Source organism: Caballeronia sp. LZ019 (assembly GCF_031450825.1).
Classification (GTDB): Bacteria; Pseudomonadota; Gammaproteobacteria; order Burkholderiales; family Burkholderiaceae; genus Caballeronia.
On the sequence record NZ_JARTVZ010000002.1, the window covers coordinates 1,142,626 to 1,163,326 of the forward strand.

At 60.9% G+C, this 20,701-nt stretch carries 16 protein-coding genes, 2 tRNA genes and 3 rRNA genes; 11 read left to right on the top strand and 10 right to left on the bottom strand.

Going from position 1 to position 20,701, the window contains the following annotated elements; genetic code table 11:
• The first annotated feature begins 64 nt into the window (after nt 1-64).
• The 4 genes from P9255_RS08320 to P9255_RS08335 all read left to right on the top strand — a co-directional run bounded on the left by P9255_RS08320 (nt 65) and on the right by P9255_RS08335 (nt 2,687).
• Nucleotides 65-1,093 (top strand): aldo/keto reductase, encoded by a 1,029-nt coding sequence (locus tag P9255_RS08320; protein ID WP_309766609.1) that lies wholly within the window; start codon nt 65-67, stop codon nt 1,091-1,093.
• 105 nt (nt 1,094-1,198) lie between these two features.
• The gene (locus P9255_RS08325; protein ID WP_309766610.1) at nt 1,199-1,813 is read left to right on the top strand and encodes a LysE family translocator; all 615 of its coding nucleotides are present in this window, start codon (nt 1,199-1,201) and stop codon (nt 1,811-1,813) included.
• 293 nt (nt 1,814-2,106) lie between these two features.
• On the top strand, nt 2,107-2,277 hold the full coding sequence (locus tag P9255_RS08330; protein WP_309766612.1) for a hypothetical protein: 171 nt from the start codon (nt 2,107-2,109) through the stop codon (nt 2,275-2,277).
• A gap of 248 nt (nt 2,278-2,525) precedes the next feature.
• Entirely contained in the window at nt 2,526-2,687 is a 162-nt protein-coding gene (locus P9255_RS08335; RefSeq protein ID WP_035967564.1) for a DUF1328 domain-containing protein, read from the top strand.
• A gap of 80 nt (nt 2,688-2,767) precedes the next feature.
• On the opposite strand, the gene P9255_RS08340 is transcribed toward P9255_RS08335, so the two are convergent.
• Nucleotides 2,768-3,853 (bottom strand): MBL fold metallo-hydrolase, encoded by a 1,086-nt coding sequence (locus P9255_RS08340; protein WP_309766614.1) that lies wholly within the window; start codon nt 3,851-3,853, stop codon nt 2,768-2,770.
• Nucleotides 3,854-4,087: 234 nt separating this feature from the next.
• Between P9255_RS08340 and P9255_RS08345 the strand changes: the two genes are divergently transcribed.
• Complete coding sequence (locus P9255_RS08345; RefSeq protein WP_309766615.1) at nt 4,088-4,423, top strand: hypothetical protein; 336 nt, start codon at nt 4,088-4,090, stop codon at nt 4,421-4,423.
• Nucleotides 4,424-4,426: 3 nt separating this feature from the next.
• Here the strand turns inward: P9255_RS08345 and P9255_RS08350 are convergent, their stop codons facing one another.
• The 9 genes from P9255_RS08350 to P9255_RS08390 all read right to left on the bottom strand — a co-directional run bounded on the left by P9255_RS08350 (nt 4,427) and on the right by P9255_RS08390 (nt 14,134).
• Entirely contained in the window at nt 4,427-6,211 is a 1,785-nt protein-coding gene (locus P9255_RS08350) for an IlvD/Edd family dehydratase (RefSeq protein ID WP_309789340.1), read from the bottom strand.
• 84 nt (nt 6,212-6,295) lie between these two features.
• A complete protein-coding gene (locus tag P9255_RS08355) occupies nt 6,296-7,294 on the bottom strand; it encodes a LacI family DNA-binding transcriptional regulator (RefSeq protein WP_309789356.1) in 999 nt (332 codons plus the stop codon).
• A 47-nt stretch (nt 7,295-7,341) separates the two neighbouring features.
• Entirely contained in the window at nt 7,342-7,992 is a 651-nt protein-coding gene (locus tag P9255_RS08360) for a hypothetical protein (RefSeq protein WP_309766619.1), read from the bottom strand.
• Nucleotides 7,993-8,141: 149 nt separating this feature from the next.
• A 5S ribosomal RNA gene (gene rrf, locus P9255_RS08365) occupies nt 8,142-8,254 on the bottom strand.
• Between the two features lie 166 nt (nt 8,255-8,420).
• Nucleotides 8,421-11,303: ribosomal RNA gene (locus tag P9255_RS08370) — 23S ribosomal RNA — on the bottom strand.
• Nucleotides 11,304-11,588: 285 nt separating this feature from the next.
• Nucleotides 11,589-11,664 (bottom strand) — tRNA-Ala (locus P9255_RS08375).
• Between the two features lie 44 nt (nt 11,665-11,708).
• Nucleotides 11,709-11,785: transfer RNA gene (locus P9255_RS08380), tRNA-Ile, on the bottom strand.
• A 61-nt stretch (nt 11,786-11,846) separates the two neighbouring features.
• Nucleotides 11,847-13,378, bottom strand: a 16S ribosomal RNA gene (locus tag P9255_RS08385).
• Together the 16S, 23S and 5S rRNA genes with 2 tRNA genes alongside form the textbook arrangement of a ribosomal RNA operon.
• Before the next feature lie 411 nt (nt 13,379-13,789).
• Nucleotides 13,790-14,134 carry a DUF4148 domain-containing protein gene (locus P9255_RS08390; protein ID WP_309766621.1) on the bottom strand — a complete coding sequence of 115 codons (345 nt, stop codon included), beginning with the start codon at nt 14,132-14,134 and terminating at the stop codon, nt 13,790-13,792.
• A gap of 246 nt (nt 14,135-14,380) precedes the next feature.
• Between P9255_RS08390 and P9255_RS08395 the strand changes: the two genes are divergently transcribed.
• The 6 genes from P9255_RS08395 to P9255_RS08420 all read left to right on the top strand — a co-directional run bounded on the left by P9255_RS08395 (nt 14,381) and on the right by P9255_RS08420 (nt 20,576).
• Nucleotides 14,381-15,343 carry an HlyD family efflux transporter periplasmic adaptor subunit gene (locus P9255_RS08395; RefSeq protein ID WP_309766622.1) on the top strand — a complete coding sequence of 321 codons (963 nt, stop codon included), beginning with the start codon at nt 14,381-14,383 and terminating at the stop codon, nt 15,341-15,343.
• Nucleotides 15,340-16,296, top strand: coding sequence for an ABC transporter ATP-binding protein (locus tag P9255_RS08400; RefSeq protein ID WP_309766623.1), 957 nt, complete (start codon nt 15,340-15,342; stop codon nt 16,294-16,296). The genes P9255_RS08395 and P9255_RS08400 overlap by 4 nt, the downstream gene beginning before the upstream one ends.
• Nucleotides 16,293-17,435 (top strand): ABC transporter permease, encoded by a 1,143-nt coding sequence (locus P9255_RS08405; protein ID WP_309766624.1) that lies wholly within the window; start codon nt 16,293-16,295, stop codon nt 17,433-17,435. The genes P9255_RS08400 and P9255_RS08405 overlap by 4 nt, the downstream gene beginning before the upstream one ends.
• 11 nt (nt 17,436-17,446) lie before the next feature.
• Nucleotides 17,447-18,862 carry an efflux transporter outer membrane subunit gene (locus tag P9255_RS08410; RefSeq protein ID WP_309766625.1) on the top strand — a complete coding sequence of 472 codons (1,416 nt, stop codon included), beginning with the start codon at nt 17,447-17,449 and terminating at the stop codon, nt 18,860-18,862.
• Nucleotides 18,863-18,941: 79 nt separating this feature from the next.
• Entirely contained in the window at nt 18,942-19,727 is a 786-nt protein-coding gene (locus P9255_RS08415) for a DUF1835 domain-containing protein (protein ID WP_309766627.1), read from the top strand.
• Between the two features lie 60 nt (nt 19,728-19,787).
• Nucleotides 19,788-20,576 (top strand): hypothetical protein, encoded by a 789-nt coding sequence (locus tag P9255_RS08420; protein WP_309766629.1) that lies wholly within the window; start codon nt 19,788-19,790, stop codon nt 20,574-20,576.
• Nucleotides 20,577-20,701 lie beyond the last annotated feature (125 nt).

The following is a 20,701-nucleotide window of genomic DNA, read 5'->3' on the forward strand; positions in this document are numbered from 1 at the left end:
ACGCATGCGGCCGTTGCGGTAGTCTCGTCATCGATACCAACGACCATCATAGAGAGGACATGCCATGGAATATCGACATCTAGGTGCTTCGGGATTCAAGGTGCCCGTACTGAGCTTCGGCACCGGCACGTTCGGCGGCAAGGGTGAGTTCTTCCAGGCGTGGGGGCAGACCGATGTAAGCGAAGCGCGTCAGCTCATCGACATCTGTCTCGATGCAGGCGTCACCATGTTCGACACCGCCGACATCTACTCGCGCGGCGCATCGGAGTCCATTCTCGGCGAGGCGCTCAAGGGCCGGCGCGACAAGGCCATCATCTCGACGAAAGCCACCTTTCGTTTCGATACCGACGAACCTAACAGCGTCGGCTCATCGCGCTTCCATCTCATCAACGCGGTCAACGATGCGTTGAAGCGCCTGCAGACCGATTACATCGATCTCTTCCAGTTGCATGGCTTCGATGCGAAAACGCCCGTCGAAGAGACGCTTTCCACGCTCGACGATCTCGTGCGCGCGGGGAAAATCCGCTATACGGGGGTATCGAATTTCTCGGGCTGGCATCTGCAGAAATCGCTCGACGTGGCCGACCGTTACGGCTATCCGCGCTATGTCGCCAATCAGACGTACTACTCGCTCATCGGCCGCGACTACGAGTGGGAACTGATGCCGCTCGGGATCGATCAGGGCGTCGGCGCGGTCGTATGGAGTCCGCTCGGATGGGGACGCCTGACCGGCAAGATTCGGCGCGGCCAGCCGCTGCCCGATTCCAGCCGCCTGCATAAGACCGCCGACATGGGGCCGCCCGTGCCCGATGAGCATTTGTACCGCGTGGTCGATGCGCTCGATGCCATCGCCGAGGAAACGGGCAAGACGGTGCCGCAGATCGCGTTGAACTGGCTGCTGCAGCGTCCGACTGTCGCGACGGTGCTGATCGGCGCGCGCAACGAAGAGCAGTTGCGGCAGAACCTGGGCGCCGTCGGCTGGAACCTGACAGCCGATCAGGTGAAGCGGCTCGACGAGGCAAGCAAGGTGAGGCCGGCTTATCCGTACTGGCATCAGGAAGGATTCGCGGAGCGAAACCCGTTCCCCGTGTGATTCGCGCGTCGTGCCGTACCGGAAGCCTTGCGTCGAGGTGTACCGGTACTGTACAGATTCCAACGCTTAAACTGGCCGCAATCGACTCACCTTGCGAACTGCGCCATGCCTTCCGACCTTCTCAACGCCCTGCCCGCCGCCGCGCTCTTCGTGCTCGTGACGAGCATCACGCCGGGTCCGAACAACACGATGCTGCTCGCGTCGGGTGTCAATTTCGGACTGCGGCGCACGGTGCCACATGTCCTCGGCATCAGCGCGGGCGTCGCCTTGCTGATGCTCGCGGTGGGGCTGGGTCTCGCGCAAGCGTTCGATCGCCTGCCGTGGCTTTATCCGGCGCTCGAAACGGCCAGCGTCGTTTATCTGCTCTATCTCGCATGGAAGATCGCGACGTCGTCGTCGGTGCAGATGCGCAACGGCGAGCGCCGCCCGATGCGGTTTCATGAAGCGCTTGCGTTTCAGTGGGTCAATCCGAAAGCGTGGATGATGGTGCTCACCGCCGCCACGACCATCCATCTGCACGCGAGTCTTTCGCTGAACGCCGCGCTGATGGCCGTCGTGTTCGTGGTGATCGGGCTGCCGTGCATCGTTGCGTGGGCAGCGTTCGGCATGTCGCTGCGGCGTTTTCTCGCGCGTCCACGTCTTCTGCGTGCCTTCAACGTGACGATGGCCGCGCTGCTCGTGCTGTCGCTGTATCCAATCGTCGCGCATTATTTTGCGTGACCGGACGAGCGATTGTTATCCGATAAAGCACTTTGCCTCGCTGCCGGACCCGTGCATACTTGGCTTACGCGCCGGCCACGCAAAATGTGCCGTTCCGCTTGCAAGAATGGGACGGCGGTTTCATCACCCAACCAGCGTTTTGTGCGTTGAACGCTGCCGTCATGAACGATCGCAACGTGCGCCGCTTCGACAATCCTTCGAGGCGGTTTCATCGCCCGGCGTGTACATGCCTCGTTGTTCCTTGGTTCGCGCCGTTTATGGCGCGGCTGTGAAATCCGTTCAAGGAGTACGCCATGTCTGGAGCCAACCGCCCGTCCGGTCCCGCCACGCGCAAATCCCTCGACCTTGCCGATCAGATCGAGCGCGATGAACTCAAGAGCCATCTTCTGGATGCGCAAAACCGCGTCGAGGACGACGATGACGAGGACGATGAAACCGACTCCGATCGCACGCTAAGCCGTTAGCCACGACAGTCTCATCCGCGCGCCCGACAGCGCACAGCCGACGCCGCAATCGTCCACTTTCACGGGCCTGCGGCGTTTTTGTTTCGGCCGACACAAATTCTGGATTCGTCTTGGGCACGTGGGTTGCTTTGACCCTTCGTACCGCGCCACCTTGAACAAAAGCGCGGCACGACCGATGAGCGAAGGCGGCGACGGTGTCCAGTCCGCATGCGAATCGAACTCACCAACCGATCCCCGTGGGAGGCTTCATGCTCCGTTACGCTGTCATATTCTTCATCATTGCGCTCATCGCGGCCTTTTTCGGCTTTGGCGGGATCGCGACGGGCGCGGCGGAAATCGCCAAGATCCTGTTCTTCATCTTCATCGTGATCTTCCTCGCGACCCTGCTGCTCGGCGTATTCAGGCGATGACGCTGGTTGCAAGGCAAGTGTTGCATTGACTGACGCGCGGGCTCTTTCGAGGCCCGCGCGTTTTTTCATGCTGCGCGTTATCAGCGGGCGTTCAGCCGGATCGTCTGACCGTGCTCGAGGACGGTGAAGGCATCGGCAGGAAGGCCGGCGTTGCGCACCGCATCGGCGAGGCGGCGCGGGGGTTCGTCGAGCGGTTCATCGGTTAGTTCGAAGCTGCCCCAGTGAATGCCGATGGCTCTTCTCGCGTGAAGGTCCGCGAAAATGCGGACCGCTTCTTCCGGATCGACATGCTGCGCGCCCATGAACCAGCGGGGATCGTAAGCGCCGACCGGAATCAGCGCGAGATCGAAGCCGCCGAATTGCGCACCGATATCGCGGAAATCGGGCGAGTAGCCGGTGTCGCCCGCAAAGAAAAAGGAATACGGACGGGCCGCGCCCTGCGGCGTCTTGAGGACCCAGCTTCCCCACAACGTTTCCGCGCGATCGAACGGCGTGCGCGCTGACCAGTGCTGCGCCGGCGTGAACCAGATATCGAGTCCGGCGGCGTGCGTTGCGTCGCCCCAGTCGAGTTCTTCGGCGTTCGTCACGCCGATGCGCGTCATCCACGCCTTCACGCCCAGGGGCACGAGAAAGCGCGGCGGGCCGCCCGCTTGGCGATTCAGCGCCTCGATGCTCGGCTTGTCGAGATGATCGTAGTGATTGTGCGAGATGAGGACGACGTCGATATGCGGCAGTTCATCAAGCGTCAGGCCCGGCGGCGTCTTGCGCTTCGGGCCCGCGAAGGAAACCGGCGATGCGCGCTCGGAGAAAACCGGATCGGTGAGCACGTTGACGCCGTCGATCTGCACAAGCGCGCTCGCGTGACCGATCCACGTGAGCGTATCGACGCTGCGATTCGCTTTTAGAAACGCGACGTCGGGACGCGCCATCGGGAAGCGATAGCCATTCGCCGGCGGTTTCGGCAGCCCTTGCGTGAAGCGTTCCCATTGCCACTTGAGAAACGACTCGCGCGGCAGATGACGGTAATTGTTCTCGAAGCCCGCGGACGTATGCGTCGCGTGCCTCAGCGGCTGCGGCTGGTTCGTTATCGGTGGATGCGGCTCCTCACTGCGCGAGGAGCATCCTGCAAGCAAGGCGAGCACGCAGATAGCGATGCGTTGGCGCATAGGCGGATGGGTTGCGTTCGTTCATACGGAATGTAGAAAGGGCGCCTTGCGTTCGCCGTCAGCCAACCGCGCGGCCCGCGCAGGCACTCACCAGGCAAGCGAGTGAGCAAGTTTCGAACCGTCGGCCCGGTTCTTGCGTACTTGGCGCGAAGCCGGAAAACGGCGCATCGAATAACTAACGGCGGCGCGCGTCGGCAAAAGACGCGGCACGCCGGCATGGACCACGGGGGCCCTATGGGCGGCAGCAGAAACAGAAGTCACGCTTCGCGCGCATTCAATCCGCAATTGCATTCGATGCACGCGATGCTCGTCTCGCGCACCGCATCGCATGTTGCGGGCGCATTCACATCACACGGACGCGATCAGAGCCTGGCGGAAGGCATCGCCGATGTCATCGCGCATTGCGGTCACGCAGGGCTCGGCCTCTTCCTCGCCGCTGTCTGGCACTGGCTCGACGAGCGCCGATACTTCGACGCCGCCGACGCCGTGCAGCATCACATCGAAAGCGGCACGATGCCGACGCTGAAGATCGAGCCGCGCATCGCCCAACGGCGCGATGCGCGCGTGTGACGCTCAGTGCGAATGGCGTGGATTGCCGCGCGTCTCGATGACCTTCAGATAGAGCGTCGCCGGCTCGAGACAGCCGCCGGTCGATAGCTGCCCGACCGTCTGCCGATACAGTTCTTGCCACGGCGTCTGCGCGACGGGCGCGGCGAACGCGGCTTCGTCGCGACGGCTCGCGAGTTCCGCTTCATCGAGCAGCACATTGACCGAGCGCGCGTTCAGGTCGACGCGGATGCGGTCGTTCGTGCGCAACAGCGCGAGACCGCCGCCCACGGCCGCTTCCGGCGACATGTTGAGAATCGACGGGCTCGCTGACGTGCCGCTTTGTCGGCCATCGCCCATGCAGGGGAGCGAATCGACGCCGCGCTTGATCAGTTCCGCGGGCGGCGCCATGTTGACCACTTCCGCGCTGCCCGGATAACCCACCGTGCCGCAACCACGAATCACGAGGATGCAATGCTCGTCGATTTCGAGCGCGGGATCGTTGATGCGGTCGTGGTAATCCTCGGGGCCATCGAACACGATCGCCCGCGCTTCGAAGATATTCTCCGCGCCCGGCTCGCTCAGATACGTTTTGGTGAACGCTTCTCCGACTACGGACATCTTCATGATCGCGCTGTCGAAGAAATTGCCCGACAGCACCATGAAGCCCGCACCGTGCTTCAGCGGATCGTCCGCCGTGCGGATGACATCGCGGTCGGCGGCGGGCGCTTCGTCGGCAATTTCGCCGATCGTGCGGCCCGAGACCGTGTCACAGTCGCGATGCAGCAGGCCCGCTGCATCGAGTTGACGCAACACGGCCGGCACCCCGCCCGCGCGATGGAAGCTCTCGCCCAGATATTCACCGGCCGGCATGCAATTGACGATGAGCGGCACCTGCTCGCCGTCGCGCTGCCAGTCTTCGAGACTCAGTTCGATTCCCATATGCCGCGCAATGGCGATCAGATGCGGCGGGCAGTTAGTCGACGCACCGAGCGCCGAGGCAACGACGATCGCGTTGCGGAATGCGTCGCGCGTCATGATCTTCGACGGACGCAGATCCTCGCGCACCATGTTGACGATGCGCTTGCCCGTTGCATACGCCATCTGTCCGCGCTCGCGATACGCGGCCGGAATGCTCGCGCACGTCGGCAATGACATGCCGAGCGCTTCGGCGAGACTGTTCATCGAGAGCGCAGTGCCCATCGTGTTGCAATGGCCGATCGACGGCGACGAAGCCGTCGTCAGTCGCATGAAGCCTTCGTAATCAATCTCGCCAGCGGCGAGCAGATTGCGCGCATGCCAGATGACCGTGCCGGAGCCGACGCGCTTGCCTTCGTACCATCCGTCCAGCATGGGGCCGCCGGAAAGCACGATTGCGGGCATGTCGACGGTGGCTGCGGCCATCAGACAGGCGGGCGTGGTCTTGTCGCAGCCGGTCGTGAGGACGACGCCATCCAGCGGAAAGCCATGCAGGATTTCAACGAGGCCGAGGTATGCAAGGTTGCGGTCGAGCGCGGCGGTCGGGCGGCGGCTCTGCTCCGCGAGCGGATGCACCGGGAATTCCATCGGGATGCCGCCGGCGTCACGGATACCGGCTTTCGTGCGCGCGGCCAGCTCGATGTGATGGCGATTGCACGGCGCGAGATCGCTGCCCGTCTGCGCGATGCCGATGATCGGCCGGCCCGACTGCAACTCCTCGCGCGTCAGGCCGTAGTTCATGAAGCGCTCGACATAGAGCGCGGTCATATCGGCGTGCGAAGGATCGTCGAACCATTCCTGACTGCGCAGGCGGCGGGTTGTTTGCTGGGACATGTCTCTCTCCGTGGGGTGCTGGTGTTATGTTGTTACCGGTAACATTCAATCATAGTACCATGCATCGGCTGGCCTTCCGTTGGCTCACGCGCTCTCGCGCGGAATCACGTGATAGTCGATGCGGATGCGCTTGCCCGCGCGCCTTGCGACGCCCTGATCATATGCTTCGAGTGCGGCCAGCAGCGCCGCGCCGGTTCGCGTGCCGATGCCGTATGCGTTGACGGAGACCGTCGTGATCGATGGCGCGCAGCAGGCGGCCACTTCAAAATTCCCGAAGCCCGCAACAGCGATGTCGTCAGGCACCGAGCGCCCGCGCCGACGGCATTCCATTATCGCGCCGAACGCGGACATGTCGCTCACGCACATCACGGCTTGCGTGTCGGGCCATGCATCGAGGAGCGCGGCCATCGCGGGGCCGCCGTGGCTCATGGTGATCGGTGAATCGCCCAGACGGACGACGCGCCCGGCGTCCAGGCCGCGCGCTTTCATCTCCGTCCGAAAGCCCTTCAGACGATCGAGGCCACGCCGGTCCAGCTCGCTTGCACCGCCGAGAAACCCGATACGCTCGTGACCGCGCTCCGCGAGATAGCGCACCATCTCGCGCGCGGCGTTGACGTTGGAAAAGCCGACGGCGGCATCGATCGGATCGGAAGGGAAGTCCCACATCTCGACGACAGGCACGCCCGAGCGGCGCAACAGCGTGCGCGTCGCTTCGGTATGGCGCGAACCGGTCAGCGCGATGCAGCGCGGCTGGTGGCGCAGCATCGATCGCACCAGGTTTTCTTCGCGGTCGAGGTGGTAGTCGGTGTCGCCGATGAGCAGTTGCAGGCCGTGCGGCTCCAATGCCGCGGAAAGGCCGCGCACGGTGTCGGAGAAATTGGAACTCGATAGCGACGGGACCAGTACCGCGACGAATTCCGACCGCCCCGACGACAGAGCGCCAGCGGCGGCATCCGCTACGTAGCCGAGTTCGTCGATCGCTTTCTGCACGCGCTCGCGCGTCGCGAGGGCCACGCTATGTCCGGCAAGCACGCGCGATACCGTCATCTTCGAAACTCCGGCGAGCCGCGCAACATCGGACATGCGCGGCGGGCCGGCGGGAAGGTCCTCGAAAGTGGCCGACACGTCCCTCAGTCCACCCTTGCCCAGCCGTCCGGCCGCTGCTCGAGCGTCAGATGGAGCTTCGTTTCGCCGGCTTCGCGGTCGGCGGCGACGAGATCGGCGAACGCGCGTTTGATGTCGCGGTCATCCGCCCACGGAGCGATGTTGTCGAGCTTGTAGGTATAAGTCACATCCGTGCGATGCGCGCTGGGGTCGGGCTCCGTCCAGGCGACGACCTTGTCGAGCTTCACGCGTGCGTAGCAGAGCATCCATGCACGGTTGTCGGGCGTGGCGTTCGGGTCGCCCGCTTGTCTGACCGTTTCGACTGCGTATTTTTGCCCTTCGCCCGTCAGGCTATAAGCGACGGCATTCTGCTGTGCGTTGGGACTGGCGTTCGTCGGCGCCGACGCCGCTCGCGCGATCAGACCGCTCTTCTCGAGCGCGGCCAGTTGCTCGCGTAACGCGGCGGCGGAGTATTCGTTGAGATCGCGTGCCGAATACGTGGACGGGAAGGTGAAGGGACCGCGTCCGCTGCGGTTGAGGCACAAGAGGCCGCGATTCGTTTTCATGTCGGCGGTGATCGCGTCGCCGAGACTGGACTCGCTCGCATCGTTCTTCTTGCCGCATGCTGTCGTCAACATCGCGATGCTGACCGCGGCAATCAACAGACTCGTTCTCATAGGCGCTCCGATGGGGTCGGCATCGCGCCATTTTACCGACAAGTTTGCGTCGTTCAGCTCTTGCAGCGTTGAATCGTGTCGAGAACCTGGTGTCCCAAACGCAAAAACCCCACCTTTGAGGGGTGGGGTTTTTGTTTAAGGCATGAGGAGCCTGACGATTACCTACTTTCACACGGGGATCCGCACTATCATCGGCGTGGAGTCGTTTCACGGTCCTGTTCGGGATGGGAAGGGGTGGGACCGACTCGCTATGGTCATCAGGCATGACTTGTTGTTGTGCGCGTTGGGGACGGCACAACCAATCTGGGAAGAAGTAGATTCGGTAGTGACTGTTGGGCACAGTCGCGTCACTCAACCGGCGTGCTCCCTTCGGGGGTTGCATTGAGTAAGCGCTAAAGCGCTAACTCACTGTGAAACACACTGGTTATAGGATCAAGCCTTACGGGCAATTAGTATCAGTTAGCTCAATGCATTACTGCACTTACACACCTGACCTATCAACGTCCTGGTCTGGAACGACCCTTCAAGGGGCTCGAAGCCCCGGGGATATCTCATCTTAAGGCGAGTTTCCCGCTTAGATGCTTTCAGCGGTTATCTCTTCCGAACATAGCTACCCGGCGATGCCACTGGCGTGACAACCGGTACACCAGAGGTTCGTCCACTCCGGTCCTCTCGTACTAGGAGCAGCCCCCTTCAAATATCCAACGCCCACGGCAGATAGGGACCAAACTGTCTCACGACGTTTTAAACCCAGCTCACGTACCTCTTTAAATGGCGAACAGCCATACCCTTGGGACCGGCTACAGCCCCAGGATGAGATGAGCCGACATCGAGGTGCCAAACACCGCCGTCGATATGAACTCTTGGGCGGTATCAGCCTGTTATCCCCAGAGTACCTTTTATCCGTTGAGCGATGGCCCTTCCATACAGAACCACCGGATCACTATGACCTGCTTTCGCACCTGCTCGACTTGTCGGTCTCGCAGTTAAGCACGCTTATGCCATTGCACTATCAGCACGATTTCCGACCGTACCTAGCGTACCTTCGTACTCCTCCGTTACGCTTTGGGAGGAGACCGCCCCAGTCAAACTGCCTACCATGCACTGTCCCCGATCCGGATCACGGACCAAGGTTAGAACCTCAAACAAACCAGGGTGGTATTTCAAGGACGGCTCCACCGAAACTGGCGTTCCGGTTTCATAGCCTCCCACCTATCCTACACAGATCGGTTCAAAGTCCAATGCAAAGCTACAGTAAAGGTTCATGGGGTCTTTCCGTCTAGCCGCGGGGAGATTGCATCATCACAAACACTTCAACTTCGCTGAGTCTCGGGAGGAGACAGTGTGGCCATCGTTACGCCATTCGTGCAGGTCGGAACTTACCCGACAAGGAATTTCGCTACCTTAGGACCGTTATAGTTACGGCCGCCGTTTACCGGGACTTCAATCAAGAGCTTGCACCCCATCATTTAATCTTCCGGCACCGGGCAGGCGTCACACCCTATACGTCCACTTTCGTGTTTGCAGAGTGCTGTGTTTTTATTAAACAGTCGCAGCCACCAGTTTATTGCAACCTCTTCACCCTTCTGGCGCAGGCCAGTCAAGCTACAGAGGCGTACCTTATCCCGAAGTTACGGTACCAATTTGCCGAGTTCCTTCTCCCGAGTTCTCTCAAGCGCCTTAGAATACTCATCTCGCCCACCTGTGTCGGTTTGCGGTACGGTCATCGTTAGACTGAAGCTTAGAGGCTTTTCTTGGAACCACTTCCAATTGCTTCGCTTCCGAAGAAGCTCGCGCCACACCCTTGAATCCTGTGCCCGGATTTGCCTGAGCACCTTCTCCAATGCAGCGACCGGGACGTCCAACACCCGGACAACCTTCCGCGATCCGTCCCCCCATCGCATCTAACAATGGTGCAGGAATATTGACCTGCTTCCCATCAGCTACGCATTTCTGCCTCGCCTTAGGGGCCGACTCACCCTACGCCGATGAACGTTGCGTAGGAAACCTTGGGCTTACGGCGAGGGGGCTTTTCACCCCCTTTATCGCTACTCATGTCAGCATTCGCACTTCCGATACCTCCAGCATGCCTTTCGACACACCTTCGCAGGCTTACGGAACGCTCTCCTACCACACGTACTTGCGTACGCATCCGCAGCTTCGGTGACTGGCTTGAGCCCCGTTACATCTTCCGCGCAGGACGACTCGATCAGTGAGCTATTACGCTTTCTTTAAAGGGTGGCTGCTTCTAAGCCAACCTCCTGACTGTTTTAGCCTTCCCACTTCGTTTCCCACTTAGCCAATCTTGGGGACCTTAGCTGGCGGTCTGGGTTGTTTCCCTCTTGACACCGGACGTTAGCACCCGATGTCTGTCTCCCGTGATTGCACTCTTCGGTATTCGGAGTTTGCTATGGCGTAGTAATCCGCAATGGACCCCACAACCATGACAGTGCTCTACCCCCGAAGGTGATACACGAGGCACTACCTAAATAGTTTTCGGAGAGAACCAGCTATTTCCAAGTTTGTTTAGCCTTTCACCCCTATCCACAGCTCATCCCCTAACTTTTCAACGTTAGTGGGTTCGGTCCTCCAGTACGTGTTACCGCACCTTCAACCTGGCCATGGATAGATCACTTGGTTTCGGGTCTACGCCCAGCAACTGATCGCCCTATTCGGACTCGCTTTCGCTACGCCTGCCTTAATCAGTTAAGCTCGCTACTGAACGTAAGTCGCTGACCCATTATACAAAAGGTACGCCGTCACCCCTTGCGAGGCTCCGACTGTTTGTATGCATGCGGTTTCAGGATCTATTTCACTCCCCTCCCGGGGTTCTTTTCGCCTTTCCCTCACGGTACTGGTTCACTATCGGTCGATCACGAGTATTTAGCCTTGGAGGATGGTCCCCCCATCTTCAGACAGGATTTCACGTGTCCCGCCCTACTTGTCGTACCCCTAGTTCTTCCACGCTGCTTTCGCTTACAGGGCTATCACCTGCTATGGCCGCACTTTCCAGAGCGTTCAGCTAACAATGCAGATAAAGAGTACAGGCTCTTCCCATTTCGCTCGCCACTACTTTGGGAATCTCGGTTGATTTCTTTTCCTGCGGTTACTTAGATGTTTCAGTTCACCGCGTTCGCTCCACATGACCTATGTATTCAGTCATGGGTGACCCATACGGGCCGGGTTTCCCCATTCGGACATCTTCGGATCAATGCTCGTTTGCCAGCTCCCCGAAGCTTTTCGCAGGCTACCGCGTCCTTCATCGCCTGTGATCGCCAAGGCATCCACCACATGCACTTGTTCGCTTGACCCTATAACGAGTGTGTCTCTCATCGAGCCACATCCGCCATAGGCTGAGTTTTCGCGTTGTGCCGTATTCCAAGTCATCATTAAGATCACTTTTCATACTCGATACAATCACTACCCTGAACCTGCTACTCACGCCCATCTCTAAGCGCTTTCCCAGATTCTCTTTACTACTTCTTCCAGATTGTTAAAGAACGTTTAGCCGACAAGCGTGTTTCAATACTTGCGACATCAACTGGCTAGCAATCGCCAATGCTTAACGCTTACCCGAAGCGCTAGGCATTGAGGATTGGTGGAGGATGACGGGATCGAACCGACGACCCCCTGCTTGCAAAGCAGGTGCTCTCCCAGCTGAGCTAATCCCCCGATGAGGCCTGACTAAGGTGTTGCCCAGCCACGCCTGATTCGGATGGTGGGTCTGGTTGGATTCGAACCAACGACCCCCGCCTTATCAAGACGGTGCTCTAACCGACTGAGCTACAGACCCTTAGCCTGTCTTTCTGACAGCCGATAAGCGTGAGCGCTTAACTTTAAGCGCGAAGCTCGAGAAAGGAGGTGATCCAGCCGCACCTTCCGATACGGCTACCTTGTTACGACTTCACCCCAGTCATGAATCCCACCGTGGTAAGCGCCCTCCTTGCGGTTAGGCTACCTACTTCTGGTGAAACCCACTCCCATGGTGTGACGGGCGGTGTGTACAAGACCCGGGAACGTATTCACCGCGGCATGCTGATCCGCGATTACTAGCGATTCCAGCTTCACGCAGTCGAGTTGCAGACTGCGATCCGGACTACGATCGGTTTTCTGGGATTGGCTCCACCTCGCGGCTTGGCAACCCTCTGTTCCGACCATTGTATGACGTGTGAAGCCCTACCCATAAGGGCCATGAGGACTTGACGTCATCCCCACCTTCCTCCGGTTTGTCACCGGCAGTCTCCTTAGAGTGCTCTTGCGTAGCAACTAAGGACAAGGGTTGCGCTCGTTGCGGGACTTAACCCAACATCTCACGACACGAGCTGACGACAGCCATGCAGCACCTGTGCGCCGGTTCTCTTTCGAGCACCCCCACCTTTCAGCAGGGTTCCGACCATGTCAAGGGTAGGTAAGGTTTTTCGCGTTGCATCGAATTAATCCACATCATCCACCGCTTGTGCGGGTCCCCGTCAATTCCTTTGAGTTTTAATCTTGCGACCGTACTCCCCAGGCGGTCAACTTCACGCGTTAGCTACGTTACTAAGGAAATGAATCCCCAACAACTAGTTGACATCGTTTAGGGCGTGGACTACCAGGGTATCTAATCCTGTTTGCTCCCCACGCTTTCGTGCATGAGCGTCAGTGTTGGCCCAGGAGGCTGCCTTCGCCATCGGTATTCCTCCACATCTCTACGCATTTCACTGCTACACGTGGAATTCTACCTCCCTCTGCCACACTCAAAGCCTGCCAGTCACCAATGCAGTTCCCAGGTTAAGCCCGGGGATTTCACATCGGTCTTAACAGACCGCCTGCGCACGCTTTACGCCCAGTAATTCCGATTAACGCTCGCACCCTACGTATTACCGCGGCTGCTGGCACGTAGTTAGCCGGTGCTTATTCTTCCGGTACCGTCATCCTCCATCCATATTAGGGACGAAGTTTTCTTTCCGGACAAAAGTGCTTTACAACCCGAAGGCCTTCTTCACACACGCGGCATTGCTGGATCAGGGTTGCCCCCATTGTCCAAAATTCCCCACTGCTGCCTCCCGTAGGAGTCTGGGCCGTGTCTCAGTCCCAGTGTGGCTGGTCGTCCTCTCAGACCAGCTACAGATCGTCGCCTTGGTAGGCCTTTACCCCACCAACTAGCTAATCTGCCATCGGCCGCCCCTGCAGCGCGAGGTCCGAAGATCCCCCGCTTTCCTCCGTAGATCGTATGCGGTATTAATCCGGCTTTCGCCGGGCTATCCCCCACTACAGGACACGTTCCGATGTATTACTCACCCGTTCGCCACTCGCCGCCAGGCCGAAGCCCGCGCTGCCGTCCGACTTGCATGTGTAAGGCATGCCGCCAGCGTTCAATCTGAGCCAGGATCAAACTCTTCAGTTCAAACCCTGTTACTGTTTTTCGGTTCCGTTAGAAACCGGTCGCTCACTCAACGTACTGACGATGATTAATCCGTCAGAAGACAGATAAACCTTCCTCTTAATACTTCGTGTGAGACTCTTGATTACTTTTGCTTGTCGCTCCAGCACCTAAGCACCAGAACCACACTCGCCATCAAGCGCCCACACTTATCGGCTGTTAGTTTTTAAAGAACATTCGCTAGACCTTCCCGCTTCGTCTTGCGTCGCTGCGTCAGCAGCAGAGAACGAGATTATGTCTGGGCAGCAACAAGAGGTCAACCCCCTTTTCTCAATTATTTTTCTTCTCGTCTCCGCTGCTCAATAAAGCGGCGCCAGCCACCGATTAACGACCGACCGCCGCCGCCACCACACCGTATGCTTCAGAACGAAACGCTCAGCTCCCGAAGAACGGCACGCAAAATCCGGCCGGCCCTACGCAAGTCGACGCGGACGATGCGCCGCGCTGCATCGTTCCCGAGGCCCCTTCGCCCGACTGCATGCCCCCGTACGATTGGCTGGCCGCGCTCTGCTGCGCGGCGACCCTTGCCTCAGCCGCCTGAATGTCGGCGGGATAAGTGGCATTTTCTCCCGCCGCCGTTGAATACCCGGCGGCCTGGAGTTGCGCCAGCTCGGCCCGGACTTGCGCGCGAGTGAGCGGCGCGCTATTGCTCTGCGCGAAGGATAAGGCCGGTGCGACGATCGCGGCAACCGACACGACGACTTTGGCGATGCTATTCATGATAAAGAGACTCCGACATAAGGTTGAGTGAGATCGCGCGCGATTCGCAAACCTCATCGAGCGCAGAGGGCGATGCCCGCTGCATCCGATTCGCTCGACCCGGGATTCAAGCATCGAGGTTCGCTTGGTTAACCCGCGCACATCGCGATCTATTCCCGGGGGCCTTGCTTGACAGCCGTGAATCGCGTCACGTATTGTTTGGTAGACCAACCAAACAACCCGGACGAGTAACCCAGGGAGCGAGCGATGCTCCGGATTTTTCGCGTTTCACTCTGTTCATGTGTGCTTGCCGCGACGCTGCTCGCGGCGTGCTCGCGTGAAGACCCCAACTTGTTTCAGGGCTACGTCGAGGGCGAGTTCGTCTATGTCGGGTCGTCGCAGGCGGGCAAGCTCGTCGACTTGTCCATCGCGCGGGGACAGACGATAGCGGCGGGAACCCCATTGTTCGCGCTGGAATCCGCCGATGAGACCGCAGCCCTCGATCAGGCGAAACGGCAACTGGCCGCGACGCAATCGCAACTCGAAGACATACTCACCGGCAAGCGCGCGCCCGAAGTCGCATCCGTGCGAGCGCAGCTCGCGCGGGCACGGGCGAACGCACGCAAGGCCGCGCTGCAACTGAGCCGCGATGAAGCGCAATACGATGCAGGCGGCATCCCGAAGGGACAGCTCGACGACTCGCGCGCCAACGCGGACGCCACTGCCGCGCAGGTGCGCGACCTGACGGAACAGGTCGATATCGCGCGTTTGCCTGGACGTCCGCAGCAGATCGCGGCGCAGCGAGCGCAAGTTGCAGCCGCCGAGGCTGTCGTCGCGCAAGCGCGATGGAAGCTCGATCAGAAGCGTGTCGCGGCCCCCGCCGATGGCCTCGTGTACGACACCCTCTATCGTCCTGGCGAGTGGGTGCAGGCAGGCAGTCCCGTCGTGCAGATGTTGCCGCCCGGGAACGTCAAGGTGCGCTTCTTCGTGCCGGAACGCGTGGTCGGTGCGCTGGCTACCGGACGTGCCGTGTCGATTCATTGCGACGGCTGCACCGCCGATGTCGCCGCGAAAGTTACCTACATCTCGCAGCAAGCCGAGTACACGCCGCCCGTCATCTACAGCAATGCAAGCCGGGCCAAGCTCGTCTTCATGATCGAGGCGCACGCCAATGCAGCCGATGCGCGCACGCTGCATCCGGGCCAGCCCGTCGCAGTGAGGCTGCCATGAGCGAGCCGGCCGGCAAGCATGAACCGCAGTACGTCATCGACGTGCACAAGCTCAACAAGCACTTCGGCGACAAGCACGTCGTCAACGATGTCTCGCTGCAAGTCGCGCGCGGCGAAATCTTCGGCTTTCTCGGGCCGAACGGAAGCGGCAAGACCACGTCCATACGCCTGATGTGCGGCCTGCTCACGCCTGATTCAGGCAGCGGCACCTGCCTCGGCTACGACATCGTGCGCGAAAGCGAGCAGATCAAGCGCAACGTCGGCTATATGACGCAACGCTTCTCGTATTGGGAAGACCTGACCATCCGCGAGAACCTCGACTTCGTCGCGCGCATCTATCAGATGCCCAATCGCCGGCAAGTGGTGGACAGTTCGCTCGAATCCCTCGGCCTGCAGAGCCGCGCAAACCAGTTGACCGGATCGCTTTCGGGCGGCTGGAAGCAACGTCTCGCGCTCGCTGCATGCATGCTGCACCAACCCCGGCTGCTCCTGCTCGACGAGCCCACCGCCGGCGTCGATCCCACCGCGCGTCGGGACTTCTGGGAGGAGTTGCATCGGCTGGCTGCGAACGGTATCTCGGTTCTGGTCAGCACGCACTACATGGACGAAGCCGAGCGCTGCCACAAGCTCGCCTACATCGCATACGGAAAGCTGCTTGCACAAGGCACCGCGAACGAAGTGATCGCATCGCAAGGGCTCGCGACATGGCGCATCCATGGCGACCAGTTGAGCGCACTCTCGGAACGGCTGCGCAAGACGCCGGGCATCGATCAGACCGTCGTGTTCGGCTCGACGCTGCATGCAAGCGGCAGCGACCATGCCGCGCTCGAGCGCGCAATCAGCGATGCAGTGAAGCACACCGCGTTGCGCGCCGAGCAGATCGACACGGGACTCGAAGACGTGTTCATCTACCTGATGAGCCGCTCGACCGATAACTTCAAGGCGAAGTCATGAGTGCGCGCAACGGTTTCTCGCTGATGCGCTGGTGGAGCATCGTGCTCAAGGAGTTCCTGCAACTGCGGCGCGACCGGATCACGTTCGGCATGATCGTCGGCTTGCCGATCGTGCAGCTCGCGCTCTTCGGCTATGCGATCAACACCGATCCGAAGCACTTGCCCACTGCGGTCATCGCCGGGGAATCCAGCCCGTTCACGCGGAGCTTCATCGCCGCGATGCATAATTCGGAGTACTTTTATATCGTCGAAACGCTTCCCGATGACGAAGCCGGCCGGCGCGCGCTCGCACAAGGCCGCGTACTGTTCGTGCTGAACATTCCGACGGATTTCTCGCGCAAGCTCCTGCGCGGAGAACGTCCCGCATTGCTCCTCGAAGCGGACGCGACCGATCCCAACGCGGTCAGCAAGGCAACGAACGCGCTGAACGGCCTCGTTCGCTCTGTCGCGTCCAAAGACATCACCGGCCCGCTTGCACCGCTCAATGGCGCGCCCGCCGCATTCGACGTACGCGTCCACAATCTCTACAACCCCGAAGGCATCACGCAATACAACGTGGTGCCGGGCCTCATGGGCGTGATCCTGACGATGACCCTCGTGATGATGACGGGCCTCGCCATCACGCGCGAACGCGAACGCGGCACGATGGAGAATCTGCTTGCAACACCCGTGCGTCCTGTCGAAGTGATGACGGGAAAGATCGTGCCTTATGTGTTCATCGGACTGATACAGGCGACGATCATTCTCGTGGCGACGCGCTTCGTCTTCGGCGTTCCATTGATCGGCAATCCCGTCGCCATCTATCTGGCTGCGCTGCTCTTCATCGCCGCGAACCTGACGGTCGGCATCACGCTGTCGTCGCTTGCGCAGAATCAGTTGCAGGCCATGCAGCTCACCGTCTTCTATTTCCTGCCGAATATCCTGCTGTCCGGCTTCATGTTCCCGTTCTCGGGCATGCCGAAGTGGGCGCAATTCATCGGCAACCTGTTGCCGCTCACCTATTTCAACCGTCTCATTCGCGGCATTCTCCTGAAGGGAAACGGCTGGGCAGACTTGTGGCCGTCCGTGTGGCCGATGGCGCTTTTCACGCTGATCGTCATGGGTATCGCGCTGCGTTTCTACAAACGCACGCTCGACTAGGAGACACGCCGATGAAAACCAGACTAGCCGTATGCGTGCTCTTGCTCGGCGGCTGCACCGTCGGCCCGGACTTTCACGCGCCCGCCGCGCCCGATACGCAAACCTACACGCGAAGCGCGTCGCCCGCTTTGCCGATTGCCGATCACGCGCTACCGCAATGGTGGAAGCAATTCGCATCCGATGCGCTGAACCGCCTCGTCGATGAGGCATTGCGCAACAGCCCCACGGTCGCGCAAGCCCGCGCGCGGCTGACGCAAGCGCGCGAGGACTACCGGGCGCAAGCGGGCGCCGCCTATTATCCCGCGGTCGATGCTTCGCTCTCCGGCTCGCGGCAGAAAGTGGACCCCGCCGCGTTCGGCGTGCCGGTGCCGAGTCCCGGTCCCTTCACGCTATACGATGCATCGGTGAACGTGACGTATTCGCTCGACCTCTTCGGCGGCGACCGGCGTGCGCTCGAAGCACTGCGCGCGCAAGTCGACTATCAGGCGTTCGAACTCGATGCAGCCCGCCTGTCGATTGCAGGCAACGTCGTTTCGACCGCCATTCGACGGGCATCGTTGCAGGCCCGGATCACGCTGACGCAGGGCATCGTGGATGCGCAGGCGCAGCAGCTTTCGATCATGGAAGCGCGCATGACGGCCGGCGGCGTGTCACGCTTCGATGTGCGCAGCCAACGCACGCTCGTCGAGCAAACGCGCGCGAGCCTGCCCGCACTCCTCGCCGAGCGCGATGCAGCCGATCACCGGCTCGCGATTCTGCTGGGCGTCGAGCCGTCGAACGCGGACTTCGACGCGCTCACGCTCGATACCCTGCGCGTACCCGATGACGTCCCGCTTACGCTGCCGTCGACGCTCGCCCGCGAACGCCCCGACATTCGCGCGTCCGAAGCGCTGCTGCATCAGGCGAACGCGAACGTCGGCGTGGCGACGGCAGACCTGTATCCGAAGTTCTCGCTATCGGCGAGCGCCGGCTCGCAGCGCACGAATATCCACGACATGTTCGACAGGATGAACGTGTGGAACATCGGACTCGGCCTGTCGCAGCCGCTCTTTCGCGGCGGCGAGCTGCGTGCGAGAAAGCGCTCGGCGGAAGCCGCCCGCGACGCCGCGACGAGCGCGTATCGCGAGACCGTGCTCGGCGCGCTTCAGCAAGTCGCGGATGCGTTGACCGCGCTGCAAAACGATGCCCACGCCGTGCGCGCCCGCGATATCGCAGCGAACGAGGCGCAAGCGAACCTTGCGACCGCCCGTGCACGCTTCACGGCAGGCGGCGTGAGCCGCTTCGATATGCTCGATACGCAAAGACAGGCGCTGCAAACGCAGCTCGATCGCACGATCGCCCATGCAAGCCGTCTTGCCGATACGGCTGCTCTCTTCCAGGCGCTGGGCGGTATCGAGAGCGAGACGATGAACTCACGCGCCCACTAAATTCGAGATGAGGATTCGGCTATAGTCAGCGCCTTTGCGCCGGCTGCACCGGCAGGCGCGTAGCTGAACGGAGGAGCTCATGAAACCCATCCATCACCTGTGCCAGGGCGGTTCGGCTGCGGCAATGTTGCGCGCGTCGTTGCGCGAGCCGGTCATCGAGATACTGGACGATGGCTCGATCGGCCCGCTCGCCGATGTCGATACGGACGCGCCCGACGCCCGCGTTGCCTTCATGAAGGCGCTCTTCGCATGCGGCGGTTTCGACCACGAAGACGAAGCGAAGATGGACTGGTACGGCGAGCTGCGCGACATGAATCGCCGGTTCGGTCAGCTCGTACGCGATGCATCGGAAGTCGTGATCTGGGCGGAGCACGCCGACGCAGAGCAGGCGCTGCGCCGACGCGCGCATTGGTGGCTCAGGGATGCCGCCGTGACAGTCAGCGAGATCGACGTGAGCCTGCGCGACATCGCGCGCTCGATACCGAAAGGTCAGGCGCTTGCGCTCGACATCGATCAGGCGGCCTCGCTCGTCTCCGCGCGCACGCCGTGCACGCCGGCAATGCGCGCGCAACTCGCGAACGACTGGGCCGCGCTCAAGCAGGACGGCGATGCCGTGCGAGTCTGTGAAAGCGGGCGTCTCGTGTCGTATCCGATCGATCGCTACGACGCCGAATTCGCTGCGCTCGCCAGCACGGCGCCGGTCAAGCTGCTGAGCGGCGAGCTGCTCGGCGCGGCGATGCATCGTTCTGGACGCAGCGATCTCTTCTGCAAATGGCGATTCGCGCAGCTTATTGCGCAGCAGAAGCTCGCGGTGACTCAAGGCGATCTGCGCAATCTCGATTCCGTCTGGGTGGCGGCAAACTAAAGCGACAACGGGAAGCGGCAGACGGATCTGCTAAGAACAACGAACCATAACGACAACACCATGACCGACTTGCTGTTGAGCCTTTATTCCGAATTTTCTTTCCTCGGCATTGGGGCGCATGTGATCATCGCCTTGTTCTTCGCCTACCATGCCGTCCGTAATCGCCAGGAGATGTACTGGCTGTACATCTTGTTCGTGTTTCCGTTGCTGGGTAGCGTCGTATATTTCTTCGCGATCTACTTGCCCGATCTGAAGCATTCGCATCGCGCGCGTGCCGCAACCCGCACCGTCACGCGATTCATCGACCCGAACCGGGCCGTGCGAGAGGCGCGCAACGATCTGGATCGCGCGCCGAGCGTGCAGCATCGTCTACGGCTCGGTCAGGCGCTGCTCGCAGCGGGCAAGGCGCAGGAGTCGCTCGAACATCTCGAGCAAGCGGCAAGCGGTCCATTCGCCGATGACCCCGCACTGTTACGCACGCTCGCCGATGCGCAGTTCTCGGCGCAACAGCCGGCAGCCGCGAATGCCACGCTCAATAAGCTCTTCTCGATCCTGCCGGCCGCGCGGCAGGAGCCGGAGGCCAGCCTGCTGCATGCGAGAACCCTTGCGGCATTGCAATTGCCGGAAGCTCGCGACGCGTTCGAACGCGCCCTTACGTGCGCAAGCGACGCGGCGCCGCGCTGCTTGTACGGGGAATGGCTGCTCAAGCGTGACGACGCGCAAGACACAACGCGCGCCAAGGCGCTTTTCGCCGACATCCTGCGCGACGCCCAACACTGGCCGCGCTACGCTAAGCAGCACAACCGCGAGTGGATCGACCGGGCGCGGGCGGCAACGGCGAAGGCATAAGGACGACCGATGCCGAAGAACGCTGCGGACCTCGACACTTACCGCGAGCGCCGCGCCGCCCGAGCCGCAGACGGCGCACGCATGAACAAGAGCGCGCTCCATCGAGGGGATGGCCTCCCGTTCGC

Bases quoted from the DNA above. Each gene is read 5' to 3' on its own strand.
- P9255_RS08405 (WP_309766624.1), top strand. From the start codon at position 16,293: ATGAGTGCGCGCAACGGTTTCTCGCTGATGCGCTGGTGGAGCATCGTG.
- P9255_RS08350 (WP_309789340.1), bottom strand. From the start codon at position 6,211: ATGTCCCAGCAAACAACCCGCCGCCTGCGCAGTCAGGAATGGTTCGAC.
- P9255_RS08340 (WP_309766614.1), bottom strand. From the start codon at position 3,853: ATGCGCCAACGCATCGCTATCTGCGTGCTCGCCTTGCTTGCAGGATGC.
- P9255_RS08410 (WP_309766625.1), top strand. From the start codon at position 17,447: ATGAAAACCAGACTAGCCGTATGCGTGCTCTTGCTCGGCGGCTGCACC.
- P9255_RS08345 (WP_309766615.1), top strand. From the start codon at position 4,088: ATGGGCGGCAGCAGAAACAGAAGTCACGCTTCGCGCGCATTCAATCCG.
- P9255_RS08415 (WP_309766627.1), top strand. From the start codon at position 18,942: ATGAAACCCATCCATCACCTGTGCCAGGGCGGTTCGGCTGCGGCAATG.
- P9255_RS08320 (WP_309766609.1), top strand. From the start codon at position 65: ATGGAATATCGACATCTAGGTGCTTCGGGATTCAAGGTGCCCGTACTG.
- P9255_RS08400 (WP_309766623.1), top strand. From the start codon at position 15,340: ATGAGCGAGCCGGCCGGCAAGCATGAACCGCAGTACGTCATCGACGTG.
- P9255_RS08335 (WP_035967564.1), top strand. From the start codon at position 2,526: ATGCTCCGTTACGCTGTCATATTCTTCATCATTGCGCTCATCGCGGCC.
- P9255_RS08355 (WP_309789356.1), bottom strand. From the start codon at position 7,294: ATGTCCGATGTTGCGCGGCTCGCCGGAGTTTCGAAGATGACGGTATCG.
- P9255_RS08390 (WP_309766621.1), bottom strand. From the start codon at position 14,134: ATGAATAGCATCGCCAAAGTCGTCGTGTCGGTTGCCGCGATCGTCGCA.
- P9255_RS08360 (WP_309766619.1), bottom strand. From the start codon at position 7,992: ATGAGAACGAGTCTGTTGATTGCCGCGGTCAGCATCGCGATGTTGACG.
- P9255_RS08330 (WP_309766612.1), top strand. From the start codon at position 2,107: ATGTCTGGAGCCAACCGCCCGTCCGGTCCCGCCACGCGCAAATCCCTC.
- P9255_RS08325 (WP_309766610.1), top strand. From the start codon at position 1,199: ATGCCTTCCGACCTTCTCAACGCCCTGCCCGCCGCCGCGCTCTTCGTG.
- P9255_RS08395 (WP_309766622.1), top strand. From the start codon at position 14,381: ATGCTCCGGATTTTTCGCGTTTCACTCTGTTCATGTGTGCTTGCCGCG.
- P9255_RS08420 (WP_309766629.1), top strand. From the start codon at position 19,788: ATGACCGACTTGCTGTTGAGCCTTTATTCCGAATTTTCTTTCCTCGGC.